Source organism: Methylocystis heyeri, from assembly GCF_004802635.2.
GTDB classification, from domain to species: domain Bacteria; phylum Pseudomonadota; class Alphaproteobacteria; order Rhizobiales; family Beijerinckiaceae; genus Methylocystis; species Methylocystis heyeri.
Map to the genome: position 1 here is coordinate 68,639 of NZ_CP046053.1, position 20,388 is coordinate 89,026.

The 20,388-nt window shown below is 63.4% G+C and carries 13 protein-coding genes and 2 pseudogenes; 13 read left to right on the forward strand and 2 right to left on the reverse strand.

Going from position 1 to position 20,388, the window contains the following annotated elements; all coding sequences use genetic code 11:
* Nucleotides 1–27: 27 nt before the first annotated feature.
* A complete protein-coding gene (locus tag H2LOC_RS20865) occupies nucleotides 28–624 on the forward strand; it encodes a DUF262 domain-containing protein (protein ID WP_136498125.1) in 597 nt (198 codons plus the stop codon).
* Entirely contained in the window at nucleotides 591–1,865 is a 1,275-nt protein-coding gene (locus H2LOC_RS20870) for an HNH endonuclease family protein (RefSeq protein WP_136498126.1), read from the forward strand. Before H2LOC_RS20865 ends, H2LOC_RS20870 begins: the two co-directional genes overlap by 34 nt.
* A gap of 50 nt (nucleotides 1,866–1,915) precedes the next feature.
* On the opposite strand, the gene H2LOC_RS20875 is transcribed toward H2LOC_RS20870, so the two are convergent.
* Together H2LOC_RS20875 and H2LOC_RS20880 are read right to left on the reverse strand one after the other, a co-directional pair.
* Nucleotides 1,916–3,430, reverse strand: coding sequence for a hypothetical protein (locus H2LOC_RS20875; protein ID WP_136498127.1), 1,515 nt, complete (start codon nucleotides 3,428–3,430; stop codon nucleotides 1,916–1,918).
* Nucleotides 3,393–4,448, reverse strand: coding sequence for a nucleoid-associated protein (locus H2LOC_RS20880; RefSeq protein WP_162009819.1), 1,056 nt, complete (start codon nucleotides 4,446–4,448; stop codon nucleotides 3,393–3,395). The genes H2LOC_RS20875 and H2LOC_RS20880 overlap by 38 nt, the downstream gene beginning before the upstream one ends.
* 518 nt (nucleotides 4,449–4,966) lie before the next feature.
* Between H2LOC_RS20880 and H2LOC_RS20885 the strand changes: the two genes are divergently transcribed.
* The 11 genes and pseudogenes from H2LOC_RS20885 to H2LOC_RS20935 all read left to right on the forward strand — a co-directional run bounded on the left by H2LOC_RS20885 (nucleotide 4,967) and on the right by H2LOC_RS20935 (nucleotide 20,375).
* Nucleotides 4,967–5,929: an ArdC family protein gene (locus H2LOC_RS20885; RefSeq protein ID WP_136498129.1), complete on the forward strand. Its 963-nt coding sequence runs from the start codon at nucleotides 4,967–4,969 to the stop codon at nucleotides 5,927–5,929.
* Nucleotides 5,930–6,082: 153 nt separating this feature from the next.
* Complete coding sequence (locus H2LOC_RS20890; protein ID WP_136498130.1) at nucleotides 6,083–8,176, forward strand: ParB/RepB/Spo0J family partition protein; 2,094 nt, start codon at nucleotides 6,083–6,085, stop codon at nucleotides 8,174–8,176.
* A 162-nt stretch (nucleotides 8,177–8,338) separates the two neighbouring features.
* Nucleotides 8,339–9,043 (forward strand): hypothetical protein, encoded by a 705-nt coding sequence (locus tag H2LOC_RS20895; RefSeq protein WP_246207289.1) that lies wholly within the window; start codon nucleotides 8,339–8,341, stop codon nucleotides 9,041–9,043.
* Nucleotides 9,044–9,144: 101 nt separating this feature from the next.
* Complete coding sequence (locus tag H2LOC_RS20900; protein ID WP_136498132.1) at nucleotides 9,145–9,744, forward strand: DUF6927 domain-containing protein; 600 nt, start codon at nucleotides 9,145–9,147, stop codon at nucleotides 9,742–9,744.
* A 170-nt stretch (nucleotides 9,745–9,914) separates the two neighbouring features.
* Nucleotides 9,915–12,479: pseudogene (locus H2LOC_RS20905) on the forward strand (strawberry notch-like NTP hydrolase domain-containing protein); the annotation flags it as partial.
* Between the two features lie 89 nt (nucleotides 12,480–12,568).
* Nucleotides 12,569–14,197, forward strand: coding sequence for a tyrosine-type recombinase/integrase (locus tag H2LOC_RS20910; RefSeq protein ID WP_246207291.1), 1,629 nt, complete (start codon nucleotides 12,569–12,571; stop codon nucleotides 14,195–14,197).
* Complete coding sequence (locus H2LOC_RS20915; RefSeq protein WP_136498133.1) at nucleotides 14,191–15,105, forward strand: tyrosine-type recombinase/integrase; 915 nt, start codon at nucleotides 14,191–14,193, stop codon at nucleotides 15,103–15,105. The genes H2LOC_RS20910 and H2LOC_RS20915 overlap by 7 nt, the downstream gene beginning before the upstream one ends.
* Complete coding sequence (locus H2LOC_RS20920) at nucleotides 15,102–16,106, forward strand: tyrosine-type recombinase/integrase (RefSeq protein WP_136498134.1); 1,005 nt, start codon at nucleotides 15,102–15,104, stop codon at nucleotides 16,104–16,106. The genes H2LOC_RS20915 and H2LOC_RS20920 overlap by 4 nt, the downstream gene beginning before the upstream one ends.
* Before the next feature lie 156 nt (nucleotides 16,107–16,262).
* A pseudogene (locus H2LOC_RS20925) lies at nucleotides 16,263–18,059 on the forward strand (strawberry notch C-terminal domain-containing protein); the annotation flags it as partial.
* A 1-nt stretch (nucleotide 18,060) separates the two neighbouring features.
* Complete coding sequence (locus tag H2LOC_RS20930; RefSeq protein WP_136498136.1) at nucleotides 18,061–19,101, forward strand: DUF7146 domain-containing protein; 1,041 nt, start codon at nucleotides 18,061–18,063, stop codon at nucleotides 19,099–19,101.
* A 335-nt stretch (nucleotides 19,102–19,436) separates the two neighbouring features.
* Nucleotides 19,437–20,375 carry a DUF2493 domain-containing protein gene (locus H2LOC_RS20935; RefSeq protein WP_136498137.1) on the forward strand — a complete coding sequence of 313 codons (939 nt, stop codon included), beginning with the start codon at nucleotides 19,437–19,439 and terminating at the stop codon, nucleotides 20,373–20,375.
* Nucleotides 20,376–20,388 lie beyond the last annotated feature (13 nt).

Sequence of the window (20,388 nt, forward strand, 5' to 3'; positions counted from 1 at the left end):
ATTCAGCCAATAGGAGAAAACACTTCAATGCAGCCCTCATACTATGAATTGTTGCGAATCTTCGGTTCCGAGACGCGGCATACTGTACCGCTCTTCCAGAGGCCTTATGTCTGGATTGAAGCCGACAACTGGGAGCCTCTATGGGACGATATCTCGGACCTTGCGGATCGCGTGGTGGCGACAAAGGACGCGAAGCAGGTTCGAGGCCATTTTCTTGGTACAGTGGTCTTGGAGCAGCTCCCCCACAAGACCGGCAGCATCGCCGTGCGGGAGATTATCGACGGCCAGCAGAGGCTAACGACCCTTCAAATCGTGCTCCGTGCAATCCAGCACGCGTTTGACCAACGGATGCGGGCCGCTATGGCGGCTGGGGACGACGACGGATCAAAAGCGGCCAAGGTTGCGTCCCGTCAGGTCGCATCATTGACCGCGAATTCAGCCTACGCGGAAGACGAGGAGAAGTACAAGGTTTGGCCGACCAACGAGGATCGGGCCCCCTTCCGGCACGTCATGGATGCGGCTGAACCAAGCGAGATCCCTGTTGACGCTTCTTTGGCAAGGCGAGCGCGTGGCTTGACGACGGAGAGGTCGTGGAGCGTGTTCCGGCGCTGGCTGGCGCCTTGAAGGATCACTTGCGATTGATCGTCCTTGATCTAGAGGATCGAGATGAGCCTCAGGCGATCTTCGAAACCTTGAATGCTCATGGAACGCCCCTCCTTCCAGCGGATCTGATCAAAAACTGGCTGCTGTGGGAGGCTTCGGGGCAAACGCATCCCTTGGACCGGCTTTACAACGAGTACTGGCTTTCTTTCGATCGCGACCATGAATATTGGCGCAAGGAGGTCGGAACCGGCCATGCCGCCCGCGCACGCATCGATACGTTCCTTCAGAACTGGCTGTCCCGCCGTTGCCGAGAGATTGTCCCGGTCAAGCACCTCTATGATCGCTTCGTGAAACGCACCGAGGCAGAAGTCGCGGCGCAGGGCAAAGGAGGGCAGTGCGACGTCCCCGCGATCATGGCCGATATAGACGTCAATGCCCGACGTTTCCGCGCGATCACCCACCCACAGGGTAACACCCGTTTTGATGTCACTCTCAGGCGCTTGGCCACCATGGGCTTGGTGGTCTTCCACCCATTCCTCTTGGGGGTGATGGGGAGGGGAGCGTCGGACCAGTCTGACCGGGATGAGGTGGGTGCGACATTGGAGAGCTATCTCGTCCGCCGCATGGTCTGCAATTCGGATACTCGCGGATACGGGAACCTTTGCATGACGCTTTTGGAGACGCTCGACGGTGTCGCTGAGGGCCCGGTGGCGGGGACCATCCGAGCAGTGCTCTCCCATGCGGGCAGCAAGACCATCAAATGGCCCGACGATGAAGCGTTCGGGAGAGACTGGCATCGGCGGCCCTTCTACGGGAACATTCGCAGGGAGCGCGTCGCCATGATCTTGCAGGCGATCGAGGAGCATTATCATCGCGCCAATGGGAAGGCAGAGCCGATCATCCAGTTCGATTTCGAAAAGCTTCAGATCGAACACATCTTGCCGCAGACATGGCAGAAAAACTGGCCGGTCGAGACGGATGAGGCGATACGTCTTCGCGACAGCAAGGTGAACGCGATCGGCAACCTGACTTTGGTCAGCGACAAGCTGAACCCCACGCTGTCAAATGCTCCTTGGTTGGACCCCGTTCCCGGGAAGAGCGGCAAGCGCTCAGCCTTGAATGATCACAGCATGCTCAGGCTCAACGCCAAGTTGGTAGCAGCCCATCCCGATCACTGGGACGAAGCATGCATCGATGCTCGCGGGGAAGCCTTGTTGAAGGTCGCGTGCGAGATTTGGCCTCCTCCAGACGGGACATCGTGAGGACGAGACATAGGCGTCCAAGATGGGCAGTCACCTTGGCGAGAAGGTAATCACTCGACCTTAGGGCTGATAGCCGGCGACTTCGCTCCAGCATCAGGTGCGCCTTTGGCGCCTTTCGGCGCCTCCTGCGGTGATTGCGTGTCAAGCGTTCCGGCGCGAGTGGCCTTAGAGTTCGGCCACCACGCTGAAGCTAGCTCGGACTCCCAGATCGCGACGCCGAACAAGGCAAGGACAATCACGGACACGGCGAGGGTCGTCCTGTTTTTCGTTCGATCGTAGGCCGCGGTCGCGTCCCGTATCGGTTTCTCCGCTAGAGCCGCGTAATCGGCCTTGTCCAGATAGCCATAAAGCTTGTCCCGCCAAGCCGTGCGCGTGTCCTCGATCACCTGCAAGAAGTCACGGTTGGTCTTCAACGCGACCCAGTAAGAAGCCCAGATGTAGATCGCCGTCAGGGCGAAGACGACCGAGAAGCCTGCCTTGGCTCCCGCGATTTTCGTCGGGTCCAAACCGAAGCGGATGGCGGTGACCCCGAGCGCAATAGCGATGTCGCGCCATACGTTCGCTGAAAGATCCCTCGTCTGTTGCATCAGCTTTTGAATTTCGTCGCCAAGGGTCTTCCGCAGATCCGACAGCGACTTCAACGTCTCCTTGCTGCCGGTCTTGAGATGCGCCCTATAGGCGAGCTTGGCGGCGTCCAAGGACGGGAGAAGGCGAGCCCATACCCCGTCGAGATAGGGACGATCGTCGCGCCACTCACGTCCGAGTTCGTTCGTGAAAAGTGTATGACGAACTTCGATATCGGCACCTTCGAGGAAGACCCAACGCGCACAAGCTTGCAAAGCGACGAACTCGTCGTCGCTCACGTTACGTTCTTGCCCGTAGGCCAATCGCCGCGACGGGGTGCTCGCCAGAACGCATTGCGGGGTGTCGCCATCCATGAAGATTTCATTGGTAAGGCTTCGGCACAACGCGATTGACGCGGCTTCTTTCCACTCGTTTCGGAATTGCGATGACGATGGGGCACCGTCCTTTTCCAGCCATGGCTCGATTTCGGACGGCGCCATGAAGTTCGGCGCCAAGCACTTCACGAACCGACGAGGACTGCCTTCAATTCTCGGCGAACGGATCGGGGCCGACGTGGGACCGTCCGCCCATGTTTCGAAGGATATCGCTTCGGATGCGAACGGCCCTTCGAGCCCGGCGATACGCACTACGGAAACGCCGGCCAACGAGGTGGGGGTCTTCAACAAAGTGCGGAGTTGCTCGATGGCGAGAAGATGGACTGCGCCGTCATGGACGGGAAGCTTGATGAGGAAACGCAGCCGTTGGCCTACCGCATCGGTAAGTTGCCCGAGCGGGATCGCCCTGTCGTCCTCATCGAGGCATGTTATGTCGATGTCGCCCTCCTGCGCGCAGACGCTCATCGCCTTGCGCCAATGCGACAGGCGAGTTTCGTCGAACATTCCGCCGACGTCGAGGTTTCCACCGGCGACGTTGATGAAGAACCCATCAACGCCCCCCGCGGCCTCAACGGCGGCGGCGACTATCGTCTGGCTCTGCGTCATCGACTGTCACACCTGAGGTCGTGATCGTGATTTGCTCGCCGCCGCCGTCCATCGGAGTTCGACTGATCGTGTGGCCGGACGCCTCCTGGTCGAAAATAATTTGAACGCCCTCGTTCGTCCTGATCTGCCGCTTCCGAGGTCTCGGCACTGCGTTCGCGTTGACGGTGAACGATTCCTCGGACAGGCCCGCCCGGTCGAGCGATCTCCCCAGCGTCTTTCGGATGGGAGAACCTTCAGGTAGCGGGCCAAAGGCGGCGTTGACCAACGGTTCCAAGTTCTCGGGATCGAATGTGGGTTCTGACCGCAGGGCGTCAAAAATGCGTTCCATGCCGTTGCGGCGAACCGATTCCGGGAGGTCTTCCCGGTGCTTCCTGAACGTCTCCTTGAACGCTTCAGCCAGTTTCCCGCTCATGTCGTCGACGTTGTTGACGCGCTTGGCATACAGGAATTGCGCGAAGTAATCGGAGATGCCGTCCCTTTGGCTCCTGTCCCGCACGGCGATTTTTCCCACGCCGTCGTCGAAACGTATGAGGGCGACCTTTTGCATCGCCTCGGGCTTCTTGACGAAATTCTCGTTGAGGCGCTGGAGCTTGGCCTTGTTGTGGCCGTCTGAACGCGCCTCGATCTTGTAGTGGACGACGTCGTCGATGTCGTACTTGATCAAAGCGAATAGAGTGGTCTGTTGTCCCGCCCTGATCTGGAAAAGGAAGAATACGCCATTGCTCGCACTTGTGATGTGGCGACTATGGAAGTCCCGGGCCATCTCGCTTGAGGACTCTGCAAAAACCGCTGGATCGGCGAGAATTCGCTTCAAGGTGGCTTCTGTTGGAGATCTCTCTTTGAACTCGAACAGATTTCCGCCGAGCGCGATGCGGATGCGCCCCACGAAGAAGTCCGTATGTTCCGGCGGAGCGATCTCGTCCAAGATCTGGGGTTCCTCCACGTCGGGGCCGACGATATGGAAAATCATCCGTTCGATGGTGAGGTTGCCCTTTTCCTCGTCGGTAAGGAACGCCATTCCGAAAAGCCCCCATGTCGGTTGAACGCGCCGAAAAAATTCAATTCGAACACATGCACTCACCTTTGCGACCATCAGAGCATACCGGAAATTCTTGTGCCGACGAAATGCGCCACGGAAATCGCGAGGCCGTGGGCTCCTCCGACCCCTATCGCCATGTTAGAACATATAGCGAACGTGCGTCGCCTTGTCCATCTCCTGAGGCCCTCATGAGGTGTGAAGCTTGGAAAGGGGACGGGTCCGTGCTTGGGATCGGAAGTTCCCTCCCGCCCGGCTTTAACGGGTTTTGCTGATTTACGGCCTCCCGGAAGCCCCCGGTCGGCCTCACCCGTTTGCTTCTCGCCCCACGCCGCACCGTGTGGCGGGAGGGGTCTTTCACCCCTCGGAGTTGTCGGTAGTTGAGCATCTAACCCGGTGGGATTTTCCTTTCTGCTTAGAGAGTTAGAGGGCTGCGCTTGGCGCACCGACGGGTTTAGGGCTGCGAGAGAGGCTCGCGGCGCCCGTCGCGGAGACTCGCGATGTCACGTTCGGCTGCTCGCGCTCGTTCCGGTCAAGACCGAACGAGCCTTTATCAAGAAATCACCGACAAAATCGTCGCCGAGCTGGAAGCTGGCCGGGCGCCTTGGGTCCAGCCCTGGGGAACGGCGGCGGCGAAGGCGACCATCGCCATGCCGCGGAACGCATCGACCCATCGCAGGTATTCAGGAATCAATGTGCTGATCCTCTGGGGCGCCGTCATCGAACGCGGCTTCTCCACCCAGAGTTGGCTGACCTTCCGCCAGGCGCTCGGCCTCGGCGGCAATGTCAGGAAGGGTGAGCGCGGCACGACCGTCGTCTATGCCGACCGCTTCACGCCGGAGGACGAACGCCGCCGAGTGGAGCAGACTGGTGAAGAGCCTGGCGCGATCCCGTTCCTCAAACGCTTCACCGTCTTCAACACCGACCAATGCGAGGGCCTGCCAGAGGAGATAACCAAGGTCGCGCCCCCACCTCCGCCAGGCCTGATCGAGCCGCGGGCCGAGGCGTTGATCGCCGCCACCGGCGCGGATTTTCGCATCGGCGGCGCGCGCGCCTTCTACAGCCCGACGCACGACTTCATACAGGTGCCGCCTCCGCAAGCCTATTTCGAGCCGATCAACTGGCACCGGACGGCCTGCCACGAACTCGCGCATTGGGTTGGACACAAGTCTCGCCTCGCCCGCGACCTGTCCGGTTCCTATGGCTCGAAAGCCTATGCGCGCGAGGAGTTGATTGCGGAAATGGCGGGCGCCTTCGTATGCGCGTCGCTCGGCATCGTGCCGACCGTGCGCCACGCCGACTATCTCGGATCCTGGTTGACCGTGCTGCGCGAGGACGATCGCGCCATCGTCCGCGCCGCCAGCGCGGCATCGAAGGCGGCCGACTATCTGCTGGCGTTCCAGCCCGATCATGTCGAACCCGGCGCCGCCAAAGTGACGACCAGCGAGGTCGCGGCGGCGTGATGACGATTGCGCCCGTGTTTTCGGAAAGCTGCTTTTCCCGTTTCGGGCTCCTCTGGGTCCACGATCTCGAAGAGAGGGAGAGGAAGGCTTCAGTTTTTGTGACGGGTTTGGCGGAGAGAGAGGCTCTCCGCGCCCGTCACGGAGACTACCGAGATGGCTACAGCCGTTCAGAAGATCACGCTCAGCGCCTCGCGCGATATCCCGTTCAACAAGCTCGTTTTGTCGCAGTCGAACGTCCGGCGCGTAAAGGCCGGCGTCTCGATCGAGGAACTGGCGGAGGACATTGCCCGCCGCACACTCTTGCAGAGCCTCAACGTCCGGGCGGTCCTCGACGCCGAGGGCAAGGAAACCGGCATGTTCGAGATTCCGGCGGGCGGGCGCCGCTATCGGGCGCTTGAGTTGCTGGTCAAGCAGAAGCGCCTCGCCAAGACCGCGCCCGTTCCTTGCGTGGTGCGCGAAGGCGGCATCGCGGAGGAGGATTCGCTGGCGGAGAACGTCCAGCGCGTGGCGCTGCATCCGCTCGACCAATTTCGCGCCTTCCAGGCGTTGCGCGACAAAGGTCTCGGCGAGGAGGAAATCGCCGCGCGGTTCTTCGTCAGCCCGACCGTGGTGAAGCAGCGGCTGCGCCTCGCCGCCGTGTCCGAAAAACTGCTCGAAGTTTACGCCGAAGACGGCATGACGCTGGAGCAGCTCATGGCGTTCACGGTCAACGGCGATCACGCGCGCCAGGAACAGGTCTGGGAGGGATTGTCTCCTTCACACAACCGCGAGCCCTACTACATCCGCCGCCAGCTCACCGACGGCGCCGTCCGCGCCTCGGATCGGCGCGCGCGCTTCGTTGGGGTTGAAGCCTATGAGGCCGCCGGCGGCATGGTCATGCGCGATCTCTTTCAACATGACGAGGGCGGCTGGTTGCAGGATCCGGCGTTGCTCGATCGCCTGGCGATCGAAAAACTTCAGACCGAGGCCGAAGCCTTGCAGGCCGAAGGTTGGAAATGGATCTCTGTCGCGCCCGACTTCCCCTATGGCCACACCGCCGGTCTGCGCCGCCTTGTCGGCGCGACCGTGGAGCTCACCGAGGACGAGCGGGCGAGCTTTGACGCCCTGCAGGCCGAAAACGAGGCGCTCGAAGCGCAATATGCGAGAGCCGACGAATTGCCCGACGAAATCGACCAACGGCTCGGCGAAATCGAGACCGCGCTCGCGGCTTTCGATAACCGGCCCGTGACCTATGAGCAGGCCGAGATCGCCCGTGCCGGCGCCTTCGTCAGCATCGACGACGAAGGCGCTCTGCGCGTTGAGCGCGGCTTCGTCCGCCCCGAGGACGAAGCGCCGGTCGAATCCGTCACCGGCGGTGAAAGCGACACACCGCGGATCGCCGGCCCCGACAATGTGGTTCAGGGGACCGTCATCACGATCGGCGGCGCCCAAAATTCTGATGGCGACACGTCGGAGGAGGACGACGCCATCCGTCCGCTCTCGGATCGGCTCGTGACCGAACTCACAGCCGATCGCACCCTTGCGTTGCGAGATGCATTGGCCAATGAGCCGAACGTCGCCTTCCAGGCGGTGCTGCACGCGCTGTGCCTCTCGGCGTTCTATCGTGCCTCCAACAGCTGCCTGGAGATCACGGCGAAGAACTCCGGCTTCAGCGCGCAGGCGCCGGGGCTGGCGGAGACTGCCTCGGCCAGGGCCATCGACGCCCGGCACGAGCAATGGGCCACGCGATTGCCGGAGAATCCGGCCGATCTTTGGGACGCGCTGACGGCGTTCGAGCACGAAAATAAAGCGGCGCTGTTCGCTCATTGCGCCGCGCTCACCGTGAACGTGGTCAAAGAGCCGTGGAACCGGCGTCCGGACGCCTTCGCACATGGCGACCAGCTCGCCCGCGCCGTCGATCTCGACATGGCCGCCGCCGGCTGGCGGCCTACCGTCGAGAACTATCTCGGCCGGGTTCCGAAGGTTCGCATTATCGAAGCCGTGCGCGAGGCGAAGGGCGAGCATTCGGCGCGGCTCATCGAGCATCTGAAGAAAGCCGACATGGCGAGGGAGGCCGAGCGGCTGCTCGACGGCGCGGGCTGGCTGCCCGAGCCGCTGCGTGTCGCGCAGACCGGGATGGAGGCCGACGCGCCTACGGCTGAGGTTGGCGAGGCCGAGGCTCTGCCGGATTTCCTTGGCGAAGACGAAGACGACGCGCAACTCGAGGCCGAGGAAGAACAGCCGCACGCGGCCGCCGCAGCCGAATAACCCTCCAACCGCCGGGCGGCCAAAACCGTCCGGCGCACATTTCCCCATCCAATTCTATCCGAAAGCCCGGCCATCGCGCCGGGTTTTTGCATTTCTGAAGGACAGAACATGGCCGACTATCACTCGCCGACGGTCGTTCAACCGGCGATTTTGAACACCGACATGACGGCGCTCGAACGCCTGCTGTTGACGCACATCTTCGAGACTGCGGCGGACGGCGACGGACTCTATTTCTTCGCGGAGACGTCACCGCAGGATCATTTCGAGCTGCCGATCGAAACGATCCGCGCCGCGCTCGCCGCCTCGGACGGCGTTCCCAGCGAAGCCGTCGCATTCGTGCGCGAACAATTGAAAGAGGCGGGCGACGACGATGAGTACGTCGATCTCGATCTCAGCCAGACATCGTTCGAGTTCCTGTTTCAAGGCATCGTCAAGCGCTCGGCGACGCTCGATCACGTCACCATCGTCACGTCATTCACCTGCACAAAGATGCGCCCGGATGGATTTGGCGGCATGGCCGTGCTCGTCACCGCCGATGCGATCAAGGGCAAGAGCACCGAGGACATTCTCGGCGATTTTTTGGACGAGACCGAGCATGGTCCGCTCGCGACCGCGCCGGGCTTTGGCGTCCATGTCCTGCTGCGGCTTCACGAAGCGAAGGTTCGCGCGCAGATCGCCCAAATCATCGAGACCGACCAGACGCTGACGCCGATCGCCGCCGGTGCCGTCACGAACGCCGACATTCGCGCCGGCTGCATCAATGTGGCCGAGCGGACGAACCTTGCAGAGGAACAGGATGCGGCGGTTTTCAAGGCCGCCTTGGCCGCCATCCACGAAGCCGAGCAACGGCTCGCTCCGGCCAGCTGATCGCCGGAATTTTTTACCCATCAAGACGGCGCCCGCGTCGCCAACACGCGCCGTCTTCATCCTCCTCCAATTCTTCATCGACCCAATGCAAGGACACGCCGATGGGCTGGCTCTACATGCAATCCCTCAAGGGCCATTCAGGCCCGCGCCAATATCTCGACGCTCAGTTCACCTTCGAGCGTCCCGAGGCAACATCGAAAGTGCTACGGTCGGCGCTCGTCGGCATGCGCGTCTATTACGCCGCCGTGGAACAGATACGCACCGCGTCCGGCGAGCGCGAGGTCTGGGCGTTGATCTGTCTCGTCCGCTACAATCCGCGCGACCCGGAAGGCTACATCTTCGGCTACAAGGATATCGAAGAATCGATGGGGCCGCATGAATGCGATTGCCCCGAGACGATCCTCGATCTGCTGACGCCGACGGATCGCCCTTACGCACAGCAATGGCGGGCTCGCTGCCTCGTATCCGCCGCCGCCCGTCGCGCCAGGGCCGCCAAACCGAAGCCGCGCGCGGGGCAGGTGATCGTCTTCGACGAACCCCTCTCCTTTTCCGATGGCCGAAGTTTTGACCGGCTCGAGGTCGTCGCCAATCCGCGCAGTCATCGCACCGCGCTGTTTCGCGCGCCCGGCTCCAGCTGCCTCTACCGCATTCCTAACATCAAGAGCCGGAGCTACCGCCTCGTCGAGCCGCCGCCGACATGAGCGCGCGTTCGCTCGGCTGGTGACATCGAAGGGTTCGGCGCGCGGCGCCGGACCCTTTTCTTCTTGGACGCCCCGAGAGGGAGAGGACGGCCGGGAAGGGGTTGAGCCGGCGGAGTCGAGAGAGAGCGCCCCGGCGGCTCGGCCTGTTCCCGCTCTCCCGAGGTTCCCCCATGACGAATGTTTTCGCTTCCGCGTCCGGCCTCGCGGCGGCGCCGCTGTCCGCTGCGCCTAACGGCGTCCACCCGGCCACTTGCGTTGCCGAGGCCGCCCAACGCCTCCTTCCTCATCTCCAGCGCGGCCAGCGCATCGACGCCGCCGCGTTGCGTGCCGCGATGGACGCCGCCTTTGGAGGCTCCGACAGTGAAGGCGCATGGGACTGGAAAACAGCCTATGACGCCTGCGAGGCGGCGACGGTGCTGTTCCTGCGCAAATTCGGCCCGGCCATGCGTGCGCGAGCCGCGTCACCCGCCGCGTTGCTCCCGATGCTGGAAAAGATCGCGGGCCTTCTCCCCACGCATACGCGCCGCTCGCAGGAGAGCCAGGCTCTTCAGCAATTCTCGACGCCGATCCCGCTCGGACTCGCCGTGAGCGTCGCCGCCGCGGTCACGCCGGCCGATGTGGTGCTGGAGCCTTCGGCGGGAACTGGATTGCTTGCCATCTTCGCCGAATTTTTTGGCGCATCGCTCGTTCTCAACGAACTTGCCGAGACCCGAGCGGCACTGCTGCACAATCTCTTTCTCGGCGTCGGCGTCACCCGCTTCGACGCCGCGCAGATCGACGATCATCTCGACGCCGGCGTCACGCCGAGCGTCGTGCTGATGAATCCGCCGTTCTCCGCGCTCGCCAACGTCGATCGCCGCATGGCCGACGCGGCGTTGCGTCACATCTCCTCGGCGCTGTCGCGTCTGACTGACGGCGGGCGTCTCGCCGCGATCACCGGGGCGAGTTTCGCGCCAGACAATCCGGCATGGGCCACCGCTTTTGTCCGCCTTCAGGAACGCGGCCGCGTCGTTTTCTCGGCGGCGATCGACGGCGCCGTCTATGCGAAACACGGCACGACCATCGACACGCGGCTGACCGTGATCGACAAAATTCCCGCCAACGATCCGACGATGTTTCCAGCGTCACCTGGTGTAGCGCCCGATGTAGCGACATTGCTCGGCTGGATCACGCAATCCGTACCGCCAAGGCTGCCGACGTCTACCAGCGTCGTCGCGCCAATTGTCGCCCAATCAATTGTCGCGCGCTCTTCGCGCCCGGTCATAGCGCGTCGATCTACGGCTCCCGCTTCGACCAACGAACCCGAGGCCCTCGAACTCGCTTATGAGACCATCGATTGGAAGCCGGTCAATGGCCATCGCATCACCGATGCGCTCTATGAGGAATACGCGATTCAGTCGATCCGCATACCCGGCGCAAAGGCTCACCCCACGAAGCTGGTGCAATCGGCGGCGATGGCCTCGGTCGCGCCGCCCAAGCCGAGCTATCGACCGCATCTGCCCGCCAGGGTCATTTCGGATGGCCTGCTGTTGGACGCGCAGATTGAGAGCGTCATTCACGCCGGCGAGGCCCATGCCGGCCAGCTCGCCGGATCATGGAACGTCGACGAGACCTTCGACATCGTCACCGCCGCGCCCGGCGACGCCGAGAACACCGTTCGCTTTCGCAGAGGCTGGTTCCTCGGCGACGGCACCGGCGCCGGCAAGGGTCGCCAAGTCGCTGGCGTCCTGCTCGACAATTGGCTCAAGGGCCGCCGCCGCGCGGTCTGGGTTTCAAAATCCGACAAGCTGATCGAAGACGCCCAGCGCGACTGGTCGGCGCTCGGACAGGAACGGCTGCTGGTGACGCCGCTCTCGCGCTTTCGTCAGGGAACGCCGATCCGACTGCCTGAAGGCATCCTGTTCACCACCTACGCCACGCTGCGCTCCGACGCCCGCGACGAAAAGGCCTCGCGCGTAAAACAGATCGTCGATTGGCTGGGCTGCGATTTCGACGGCGTGATCGTCTTCGACGAAAGCCACGCGATGCAGAACGCCGCCGGGGGCAGGGGGGAACGGGGCGATCAAGCCGCCTCGCAGCAGGGCCGCGCCGGCCTGCGCCTTCAGCATGCGCTTCCCGAGGCCCGCGTCGTCTATGTTTCGGCGACGGGCGCCACCACGGTTCACAATCTCGCCTACGCCCAGCGGCTCGGCTTGTGGGGAGGGGAAGACTTTCCCTTCGCCAGCCGCGCCGAGTTCGTGGAGGCGATCGAGGCGGGCGGCGTCGCGGCGATGGAAGTACTGGCTCGCGATCTCAAGGCGCTCGGCCTCTATGCGGCGCGCTCGCTTTCATACGAGGGCGTCGAATACGATCTGCTCGAACATCGCCTGAGCGATGAGCAGATCGCAATCTACGACGCCTACGCGGGAGCGTTCGGCGTCATCCACAATAATCTCGACGCCGCGCTCGAGGCCGCCAATGTCACCAGCGACAATGGCACGCTGAACAGACAGGCCAAATCCGCCGCGCGTTCGGCCTTCGAGAGCGCCAAGCAGCGCTTCTTCAATCACCTCATCACCGCGATGAAGACGCCCTCGCTGATCGCATCGGTCGATCGCGACCTCGCCTCGGGTCATGCCGCCGTGATCCAGATCGTTTCGACCGGCGAGGCGCTGATGGAACGTCGCCTCGCGGAGATTCCAACCGACGAATGGGGCGACGTGCAGGTCGACATTACCCCGCGCGAATATGTCTTATCCCGATCTCGGGATAACACATATTCTGCCACGTTGCCCGATATGCCGAGTGGCCGTGACGACTCCCCGGTTTTGCGGGGGAAAGCTCGATGATTGCGCGGCATAATTTTTCTCCTCTCGCTACGGTCCTTCGTTTTTGTTCAAACGAAGGGACCAACATGACAGCCAAAAACCGCCCGCTCGCCGAACAGCGTTGCAGCGAGCAGGATGCGCCGGCGCCGGACTACGCTCTGGCGTCTGCATTTCTCGAAAGCCTCAGAAGTTTCCGTTCAGGGGCGTTGCAAATCGACCAAAGCGCCGCGCGTCACTTTTTGACGTGGCTCCACAAGAGCCGCATCCCGTTGAGTGGCGTCGATGAAGCGATCGTCGAACGTTTCGCGCGGCATCGCTGTCGATGCGGTCGTTACAGAGCGCGCCAACTCAAAACATTGACGTATCTCGGCCGCGTTCGTCGCTTCGTCTGCTTTTTGGAGGAGCGCGACCAAATTCAGGTTGTCAAAGACGTCGAATGCATCGACACGCATCTCGCCGATTTCGCGCGTCATCTCGACACACTTGGTTATAGCCAAGAATGTCGGCGCAGCTATCGGTCAGAGGCGGAGCATCTCGTGGTGTGGCTTCGCCTGTCTCGTGTTTTGTGGCGCGATGTGGACGACGCCGTAATCGAACGTTTCGTCCAGCACGATTGCCGCTGCCCCATAAAGCGCAAGCGCGGCAAAGTGGTCGAGGGCACGGGGTTCGCACGGCGCCGACGAGGCGCGCGTGGCTTCATCGACTTCTTGCGGCGTCGCGACGCGATTCCGCCAGTGAGCACAGAACCGACATTCGTCGAAGACCCGCGCCTTTCTGCGTTTCGTATTTGGCTCAAACGTCATCGCGGGACGACCGATGAGACGATACGGCGCTATCTCCAGGAGGCGTCGCGCTGGGCGTCGGCGTTGGGCCCGGATCCGGCCACCTTCGACGCCGCGACAATCCGCGCCATCGTGCTCGATCAAGCGCCATCGCGCTCACGTGCATCGGTTCGAATGACAGTGACGGTGTTGCGCGTGTATTTGCGATTCCTGTCCGCGCAGGGCGAATGCCGACCCGAGCTCATTCATGCCGTGCCGCCCGCGGCATTGCGTCGTCTCGCGACGCTTCCACGCTACGCCAGCCCGGAAACGATCGAACGGATCATCGACTCCTGCGATCTGTCCACGCCTGTCGGCGTCCGGGACCGGGCGATTCTGCTTCTCCTGGCGCGCCTTGGACTTCGCGCCGGCGATGTCTGGCGGTTGCGGCTCGCCGATATCGATTGGGCGAACGCGGTCCTCTGCCTGCGCCACGGCAAAAGTCGACAACCGACACGGTTGCCTTTGCCGCAGGACGCCGGGGACGCGCTGTTGGCTTATCTCACCGAGGCGCGCCCGCCGGCCCGTGAAGCGCATGTGTTCCTGCGTGTCCAGGCTCCCTTCAGGCCGTTCGCGTCCGCGTCGGAGATCGCGGGCATCGTTGCTCGGGCGGTGGCTCGAACAGGGATCGAAGGCGTTCCCACTGGCTCCCATCTGTTTCGTCACTCACTCGCGACGGCCATGTTGCGCGGCGGCGCGAATCTGGAGTCGGTCGGAACGATCCTGCGTCATCGTTCGCCGGGCACGACGGCCATCTATGCGAAGGTCGACATCACGATGCTCGAGGCCGTCGCGCAGCCCTGGCTCGGAGGCGAAGCATGCTGAGCAATCATGTCGCCCGTTATGTCGCCCTGCATCGAGGTCTTGGGCTGGAGTTCAACGAGCAAGAGCGGCTTCTGGAGCTCTTTGCGGAATACGCGGAGGCGCATGAAGACGTCTGCGTTCAAACCAGGCGCGTCCATGAGTGGTGCGCGTCCGCGTCGTCGCCGAACTCGGCGAGAACCAAGTATGACACGGTTCGACGTTTTTGCGCATTTCTCAACGCCGAAGACCCGCAACACGAGGTCCCGCCCGCAAACGCCCTCGGGCGCGGCAAGCGCCCGCGACCGGCTCCGCACATCCTGGAGCCCGAGCAAATACGCGCGATCATGCAAGCCGCTCTGGAGTTGCCGCCCAAGAACTCGATCAGTCCGCACACCTATCATTGCCTCTTCGGCTTGCTGGCCGCAACGGGTCTGCGGATTTCCGAAGCTCTGGCCCTGCAACGGCGAGATTTCACTGAAGACGGTCTGATCATCCGGCAAGGTAAATTCGGCAAGAGCCGCCTCGTGCCGCTCCACTCCACCATGCAACGGGCACTGGCGGATTACCTGGCGCTGCGGGACAAGCTGGGCGGAAACGGCGACGATCTGTTCGTTGTCAAAACCCGCCGGCCGCCGTCGGCGACCAGAGTTTACGTCGTCTTCGTTCGGTTGGCGCGCGAACTCGGTTTCCGAGGGCCGCCTGGAGCCCGCGGGCCCCGGCTGCACGACCTGCGTCACACCTTCGCCGTGCGGTCGCTGGAGGCGTGTGCGCACGACCGGCAAGCGGTCAGGCGTCACATGGCGGCGCTCAGCGTCTATCTCGGTCACGCGGACGTTGCGAACACCTACTGGTATCTGCAAGCGACGCCCGTTCTGATGCGCGACATCGCCGAAGCGAACGAACGTCTGTTTCAGGGAGAGGCGGCATGACGGCCCTCGCTCCCTACCTCGCCAAGTTTCTGCGCGAACATCTGCCGCGCGAACGAAATGCCAGTCCTCACACGGTCGCGGCCTATGCTCACAGCTTCACGCTTTTGGTTCGTTTCGCGGCGGAGCGCCTGAAGCGGAGGCCGACCGACCTCGCCGTCGAGGACATCGACCCAAAGCTCGTGCTGGAGTTCCTCGATCATGTCGAGGAAAGCCGGGGAAACAGCGCGCGCACCCGCAACACGCGTCTCGCCGCTGTCCGAACATTCTTCCGATACATCGAATACCAGGCGCCGGCCTGCCTCGACCAGGCGCTGCGCATCCGCGCGCTTCCAATCAAGCGAACCGACGCGACGCTCATCGACCATCTCACCAAAGAGGAGGTCCAGGCGGTGCTGGCGGCTCCGGATCCGTGCAGCTTGGGCGGAACCCGCGACCGCGCCATGCTGCATCTGACCTATGCCGCAGGGCTTCGCGTCTCCGAACTGCTCTCGCTTCGCATCGACGATTTTCCGCAGCCGTCGCTCGCGACGGTGAAGATCCTCGGGAAAGGGCGGCGCGAGCGGGTGCTGCCGTTGTGGCGCGAAACGCAAACCGTGTTGAGAGCATGGCTCGCGGTTCGCCCGTCCGGTCAGGCCCCAGAACTGTTTCTCAATCGCAACGGCGGACGGATGAGCCGCGACGGGTTCGCGCATCGATTGGCGCTCCATGTCGCGGCCGCCACCCGGACGCAGCCGTCCTTGGCAGATAAACACGTGACGCCGCATGTGCTTCGACACAGTTGCGCCATGCATACGCTCGCAGCGACCGGCGACATACGGAAAGTCGCGCTTTGGCTCGGCCACGCGAGCATACAGAGCACGGAAGCCTATCTCCGGGCCGATCCCGCAGAAAAATTGGCGGTGCTGTCGGCGCACGCTTCGCCGACGATCCAGAAAGGCAAGTTCCGGCCGCCACCCGATGCTTTGCTTGCGATGCTCGGCGAGGTCCGAAACACCGCGTAACGCCAAACCCCCGCCCAACTTCACCGCCCCTCGGCTGCCCCCAGCCGAGGGGTTTTTCACAACAGAAGGAGAAAAATTATGCCGCGCAATCATCGAGCTTTCCCCCGCAAAACCGGGGATTCGTCACGGCCACTCGGCATATCGGGCAACGTGGCAGAATATGTTTTGGACTACCTCGCCCACAGCTTCCCGACCCAGCTCTATGAGCCATTCACCGACAGCGAAGGCAATCTGTCGTCGCGTCCCGTCTTTCGCGACGGCCAGCCCGTGCTATGCCGAGAGGCGGTCGCGCGTCGCGATCGGCTGATCGAGAGACTGGCGTCCCTGCCGCCCGTGCATGGCGCCCTCGACCAGATCGTTCAGCGCTTTGGCGCGGACATGGTGGCCGAGGTGACGGGCCGCTCTCGACGTATCGTTCGCAAGACCGGACGGAACAGCGTCGATCGCCTCGTCGTCGAGAATCGCGCGCCTTCGGCCAATCTCGCCGAGGCGCAGGCGTTCATGGATGACGCCAAGCGCATCCTCGTGTTCTCGGACGCCGGCGGCACCGGGCGCTCCTATCATGCCGAGCTGTCGGCGAAGAACCGCCGCCTGCGCGTCCACTATCTGCTCGAGGCCGGATGGAAGGCCGACGCCGCCATCCAGGGACTCGGGCGCACGAACCGGACCAATCAGGCGCAGCCGCCTCTGTTCCGCCCGATCGCAACCAATGTGAAGGCGGAGAAGCGCTTTCTCTCAACTATAGCCCGCCGTCTCGACACGCTCGGCGCCATCACCAAGGGCCAGCGTCAAACCGGCGGACAGGGATTGTTCCGGCCACAGGACAATCTGGAAAGCCAGTACGCCCGCGACGCCTTGCGTCAGCTCTATGTCCTGCTGGTCGCGGGCAAGGTCGAGGACTGCTCGCTTGGAGTTTTTGAGGACGCGACCGGGCTGAAACTCACCGACAGCAACGGGATCAAGGACGAGCTGCCGCCCATCACCACCTTCCTCAACCGGCTGCTGGCGCTCACCATCGATCTCCAGAACATTCTGTTCACGGCGTTCGAGCAGCTCATGAACGCCCGCATCGAGGGCGCGATTGCATCTGGAAGTTATGACGCAGGGCTGGAGACCCTGACGGCGGAGAGTTTTATCGTCACCGATCGCCGGACGATCTACACCCATCCCGGCACGGCGGCGGAAACGCGCCTGCTGACGATCACGCAGCGCGAGAGGAACCAGCCCGTCACTCTGGACGAGGCGCTGGATCGACTCTCCGATCCTCGCGCGCGCCTTCTGGTCAACAGCCAGTCGAGCCGCGCCGCCGTGCAAATCCCGGCGCCCAGCGTGATGCTCGACGACGGCGAGGTGGAACGCCGCGTGCGGCTGATCCGGCCGATGGAGCGCCCCGCTTTTTCCTTGGCGATGATGCCGCAGACCCATTGGCGGGACGCCGACCGCGAAACCTTCGCCAGCGCTTGGGCGGCGGAGCTCGCCGCCGTGCCGGAATTTGTCGACAGCACAATCCACATTGTCGCCGGCCTATTGCTGCCGATCTGGAAACGTCTTCCGAACGAGTCGACACGGGTTTATCGGCTCCAGACCGATGCGGGAGAACGCATCGTCGGCCGCAAGGTCTCGGCGACGTGGGCGACGGTGGCGCTGGAAGGGGACGCGACCAATCTTTCACCCGATGACGCCTTTGCCGCGCTGATGGCCGGTAAGACCGTCATCGATCTTGCCGAGGAGCTCCAACTGCGCCGCGTTCGCGTCATGGGCGCCAACCGGATCGAATTGACCGGTTTCACCGACGCGATGCGGGAGCGGCTGAGCGCTTATGGTCTCTTCCACGAGATCATCTCCTGGAAGCTGCGGATGTTTGTCCCGACCGACGCGACGGGCGCGGCGATTCTCGCACGGGTGATGGAGCGCTACCCGTTGTCGCGCGTCAGCGAGCGGGACGCGGCGTGAGATGGCGCGGGGCGCCTCCGAACTGGCATGCCGTCTCGCGCGCGAGGCCGAGGCGGTATGCCGTCACTATCTCTCCAACGGTCGCCGTCACGGCAATTATTGGGTGGTCGGCGACGTCGCGAACACACCGGGCCGCTCTATGTTCGTGCGGCTGAAGGGCGGCGAATCCGGCAGGGGCGGGGCAGGAAAATGGACCGATGGCGCGACGGCCGATCATGGCGATTTGCTCGACGTCATTCGCGGGAGCTGCGGCCTCGTCGACTTCCACGACGTGATGGACGAAGCACGGCGCTTTCTCAGCCTGCCACGACCGGAGCCAGAACCGGAATGGCGCCGTCAGCACGCGCGAGCGCCGACTGGGTCGCCGGAATCGGCGCGACGACTGTTCGCAATGTCGCGGTCGATTGCGGGCACTGTCGCGGAAACCTATCTGCGCAATCGCGGCATTGCGGCTTTGCAGGGAACCGCGAACCTGCGCTTCCACCCGCGTTGCTATTACCGGCCCTGCGATGACGCGCCGACCCAGACTTGGCCGGCGATGATCGCCGCCGTCACCGCCTTTGGCGGCGAGATCACCGGAGCGCATCGCACCTGGCTCGATCCCTCTGGCGAAGACAAGGCGCCGATCGACACGCCAAGGCGGGCGATGGGCCAACTCCTCGGCAACGCCGTCCGCTTCGATAGGGCGCAAGACGTCATGGCGGCGGGTGAAGGAATCGAAACCGTGTTGTCGCTGCGATGCGTCATGCCCGACATGCCGATGGTGGCGGCGCTCTCAGCCGCGCATTTGGCCGCGATCCTGCTTCCGGTGACGCTGCGGCGTCTCTATATCGTCCGCGACGACGATGCCGCAGGCGCCGGCGCGGCGGCGCGTTTGATCGACCGTGCGAAGGCGCTCGGAATCGAGGCGATCGCTTTGTCGCCGACGCTGGAGGACTTCAACGACGATCTCCGCGGACTCGGCGTCGATGCGCTGCGGACGGCGATCAGGACGCAAATCGCGCCGCAGGACGTAGCTCGCTTCATGGAATTGCCGGCGTGAGCCGGAACGGGGAAACGAGGCGCGGCGGCGCGCGGATCTGATGTCGCATCGGATCGTGGCGCTTCCCGTTGTGTCGGAGAGGACTGCGACCACGGCCTTCTTCAGAGGGCGATCGGGGCGGCAAACGGCCCGGGCCGGCAATGGCTTCAGGCCGGCTATTTTCCGTCGGCGGCAAGCCGCCTTTACATCGCGAGACAAAATAGCCGGCCTTCCGCCATCCTCCACTTCGTTCCGGCCCTTCGCTGCGCTTCGGGTGCAAGCCCGGTCCGCCCGCCGCCTTTCGTCGCCATGAAGGCCGCGATGGGCGCGGTCGATCCGACGAAGGGTAGCCCCCCATGACGACCGAACGCATCGAACCCGGCTTTGAACCGCCGCATAACTCATCCCCGACCGATCGCGTCCTCGACGAACTCCAGCTCTACGGCTACCGCCCCTTCCAGGGCGAACCCGACCCGAGGCCGCTGCCGCAAGCCCAAACGATCGCGAGCGCAGTCGCCGACATTTTCGACGCCCTGATCGCCACATTGGGCGAGACCCGCCTCGAACCCGACCTCGAGGAGCTGCTGTGGTCGAGCGTCAATCTCTTCCACCGCGCCGTCTCCCGCATCGAGCGCGAACTGGACGACAACGAGCAGGCGCAGCGGCGCGGGCAGAAGGAACAGGACGGCTCCGAAATCCGCTCGGTCGAATTGGAGCGCCTCATCGCCGAGGGGATGACGCTGATCGAGCGCAGGAACAGTTTTGAATTCTTCCGCGATTGCGCCGCCGAACAATTCGAGCGCCATACCGGCTCGTCCTGGCGTCCGCGCAGCGGATCGATGGTCAATCATCGCGCGCTGACCTCGGCCATGATCGACAGCCGCGACTTTATCGCCGCCAAGCGTCGCGCCGAGACGCAAGTGCTGCTCCCCGCGGGACCGAAAATCGCCTTCACCGGCGGGTTCGAATTCAACGATCATCGCGCCATCTGGGACCGGCTCGACAAGGTCCACGCCAAACATCCCGACATGGTGCTGTTGCATGGCGGTTCGCCGAAGGGCGCCGAGCGCATCGCCGCCAAATGGGCCGATCATCGAAAGGTTCCGCAGATCGCCTTCAAGCCCGACTGGACCAAGCACGCCAAGGCGGCGCCGTTCAAGCGCAACGACCAAATGCTCGACGTGCTGCCGATCGGAGTCATCGCTTTCCCCGGCTCGGGGATCTCCGCGAACCTCGCCGACAAGGCGAGGAAACTCGGCATCCCGGTGTGGACGTTCGATGAGGGCGGCGCGTGAGCGCCGGTTCGAC

Bases quoted from the DNA above. Each gene is read 5' to 3' on its own strand.
- H2LOC_RS20865 (WP_136498125.1), top strand. From the start codon at position 28: ATGCAGCCCTCATACTATGAATTGTTGCGAATCTTCGGTTCCGAGACG.
- H2LOC_RS20875 (WP_136498127.1), bottom strand. From the start codon at position 3,430: ATGACGCAGAGCCAGACGATAGTCGCCGCCGCCGTTGAGGCCGCGGGG.
- H2LOC_RS20880 (WP_162009819.1), bottom strand. From the start codon at position 4,448: ATGGCGTTCCTTACCGACGAGGAAAAGGGCAACCTCACCATCGAACGG.
- H2LOC_RS20885 (WP_136498129.1), top strand. From the start codon at position 4,967: ATGTCACGTTCGGCTGCTCGCGCTCGTTCCGGTCAAGACCGAACGAGC.
- H2LOC_RS20890 (WP_136498130.1), top strand. From the start codon at position 6,083: ATGGCTACAGCCGTTCAGAAGATCACGCTCAGCGCCTCGCGCGATATC.
- H2LOC_RS20895 (WP_246207289.1), top strand. From the start codon at position 8,339: ATGACGGCGCTCGAACGCCTGCTGTTGACGCACATCTTCGAGACTGCG.
- H2LOC_RS20900 (WP_136498132.1), top strand. From the start codon at position 9,145: ATGGGCTGGCTCTACATGCAATCCCTCAAGGGCCATTCAGGCCCGCGC.
- H2LOC_RS20910 (WP_246207291.1), top strand. From the start codon at position 12,569: ATGATTGCGCGGCATAATTTTTCTCCTCTCGCTACGGTCCTTCGTTTT.
- H2LOC_RS20915 (WP_136498133.1), top strand. From the start codon at position 14,191: ATGCTGAGCAATCATGTCGCCCGTTATGTCGCCCTGCATCGAGGTCTT.
- H2LOC_RS20920 (WP_136498134.1), top strand. From the start codon at position 15,102: ATGACGGCCCTCGCTCCCTACCTCGCCAAGTTTCTGCGCGAACATCTG.
- H2LOC_RS20930 (WP_136498136.1), top strand. From the start codon at position 18,061: ATGGCGCGGGGCGCCTCCGAACTGGCATGCCGTCTCGCGCGCGAGGCC.
- H2LOC_RS20935 (WP_136498137.1), top strand. From the start codon at position 19,437: ATGACGACCGAACGCATCGAACCCGGCTTTGAACCGCCGCATAACTCA.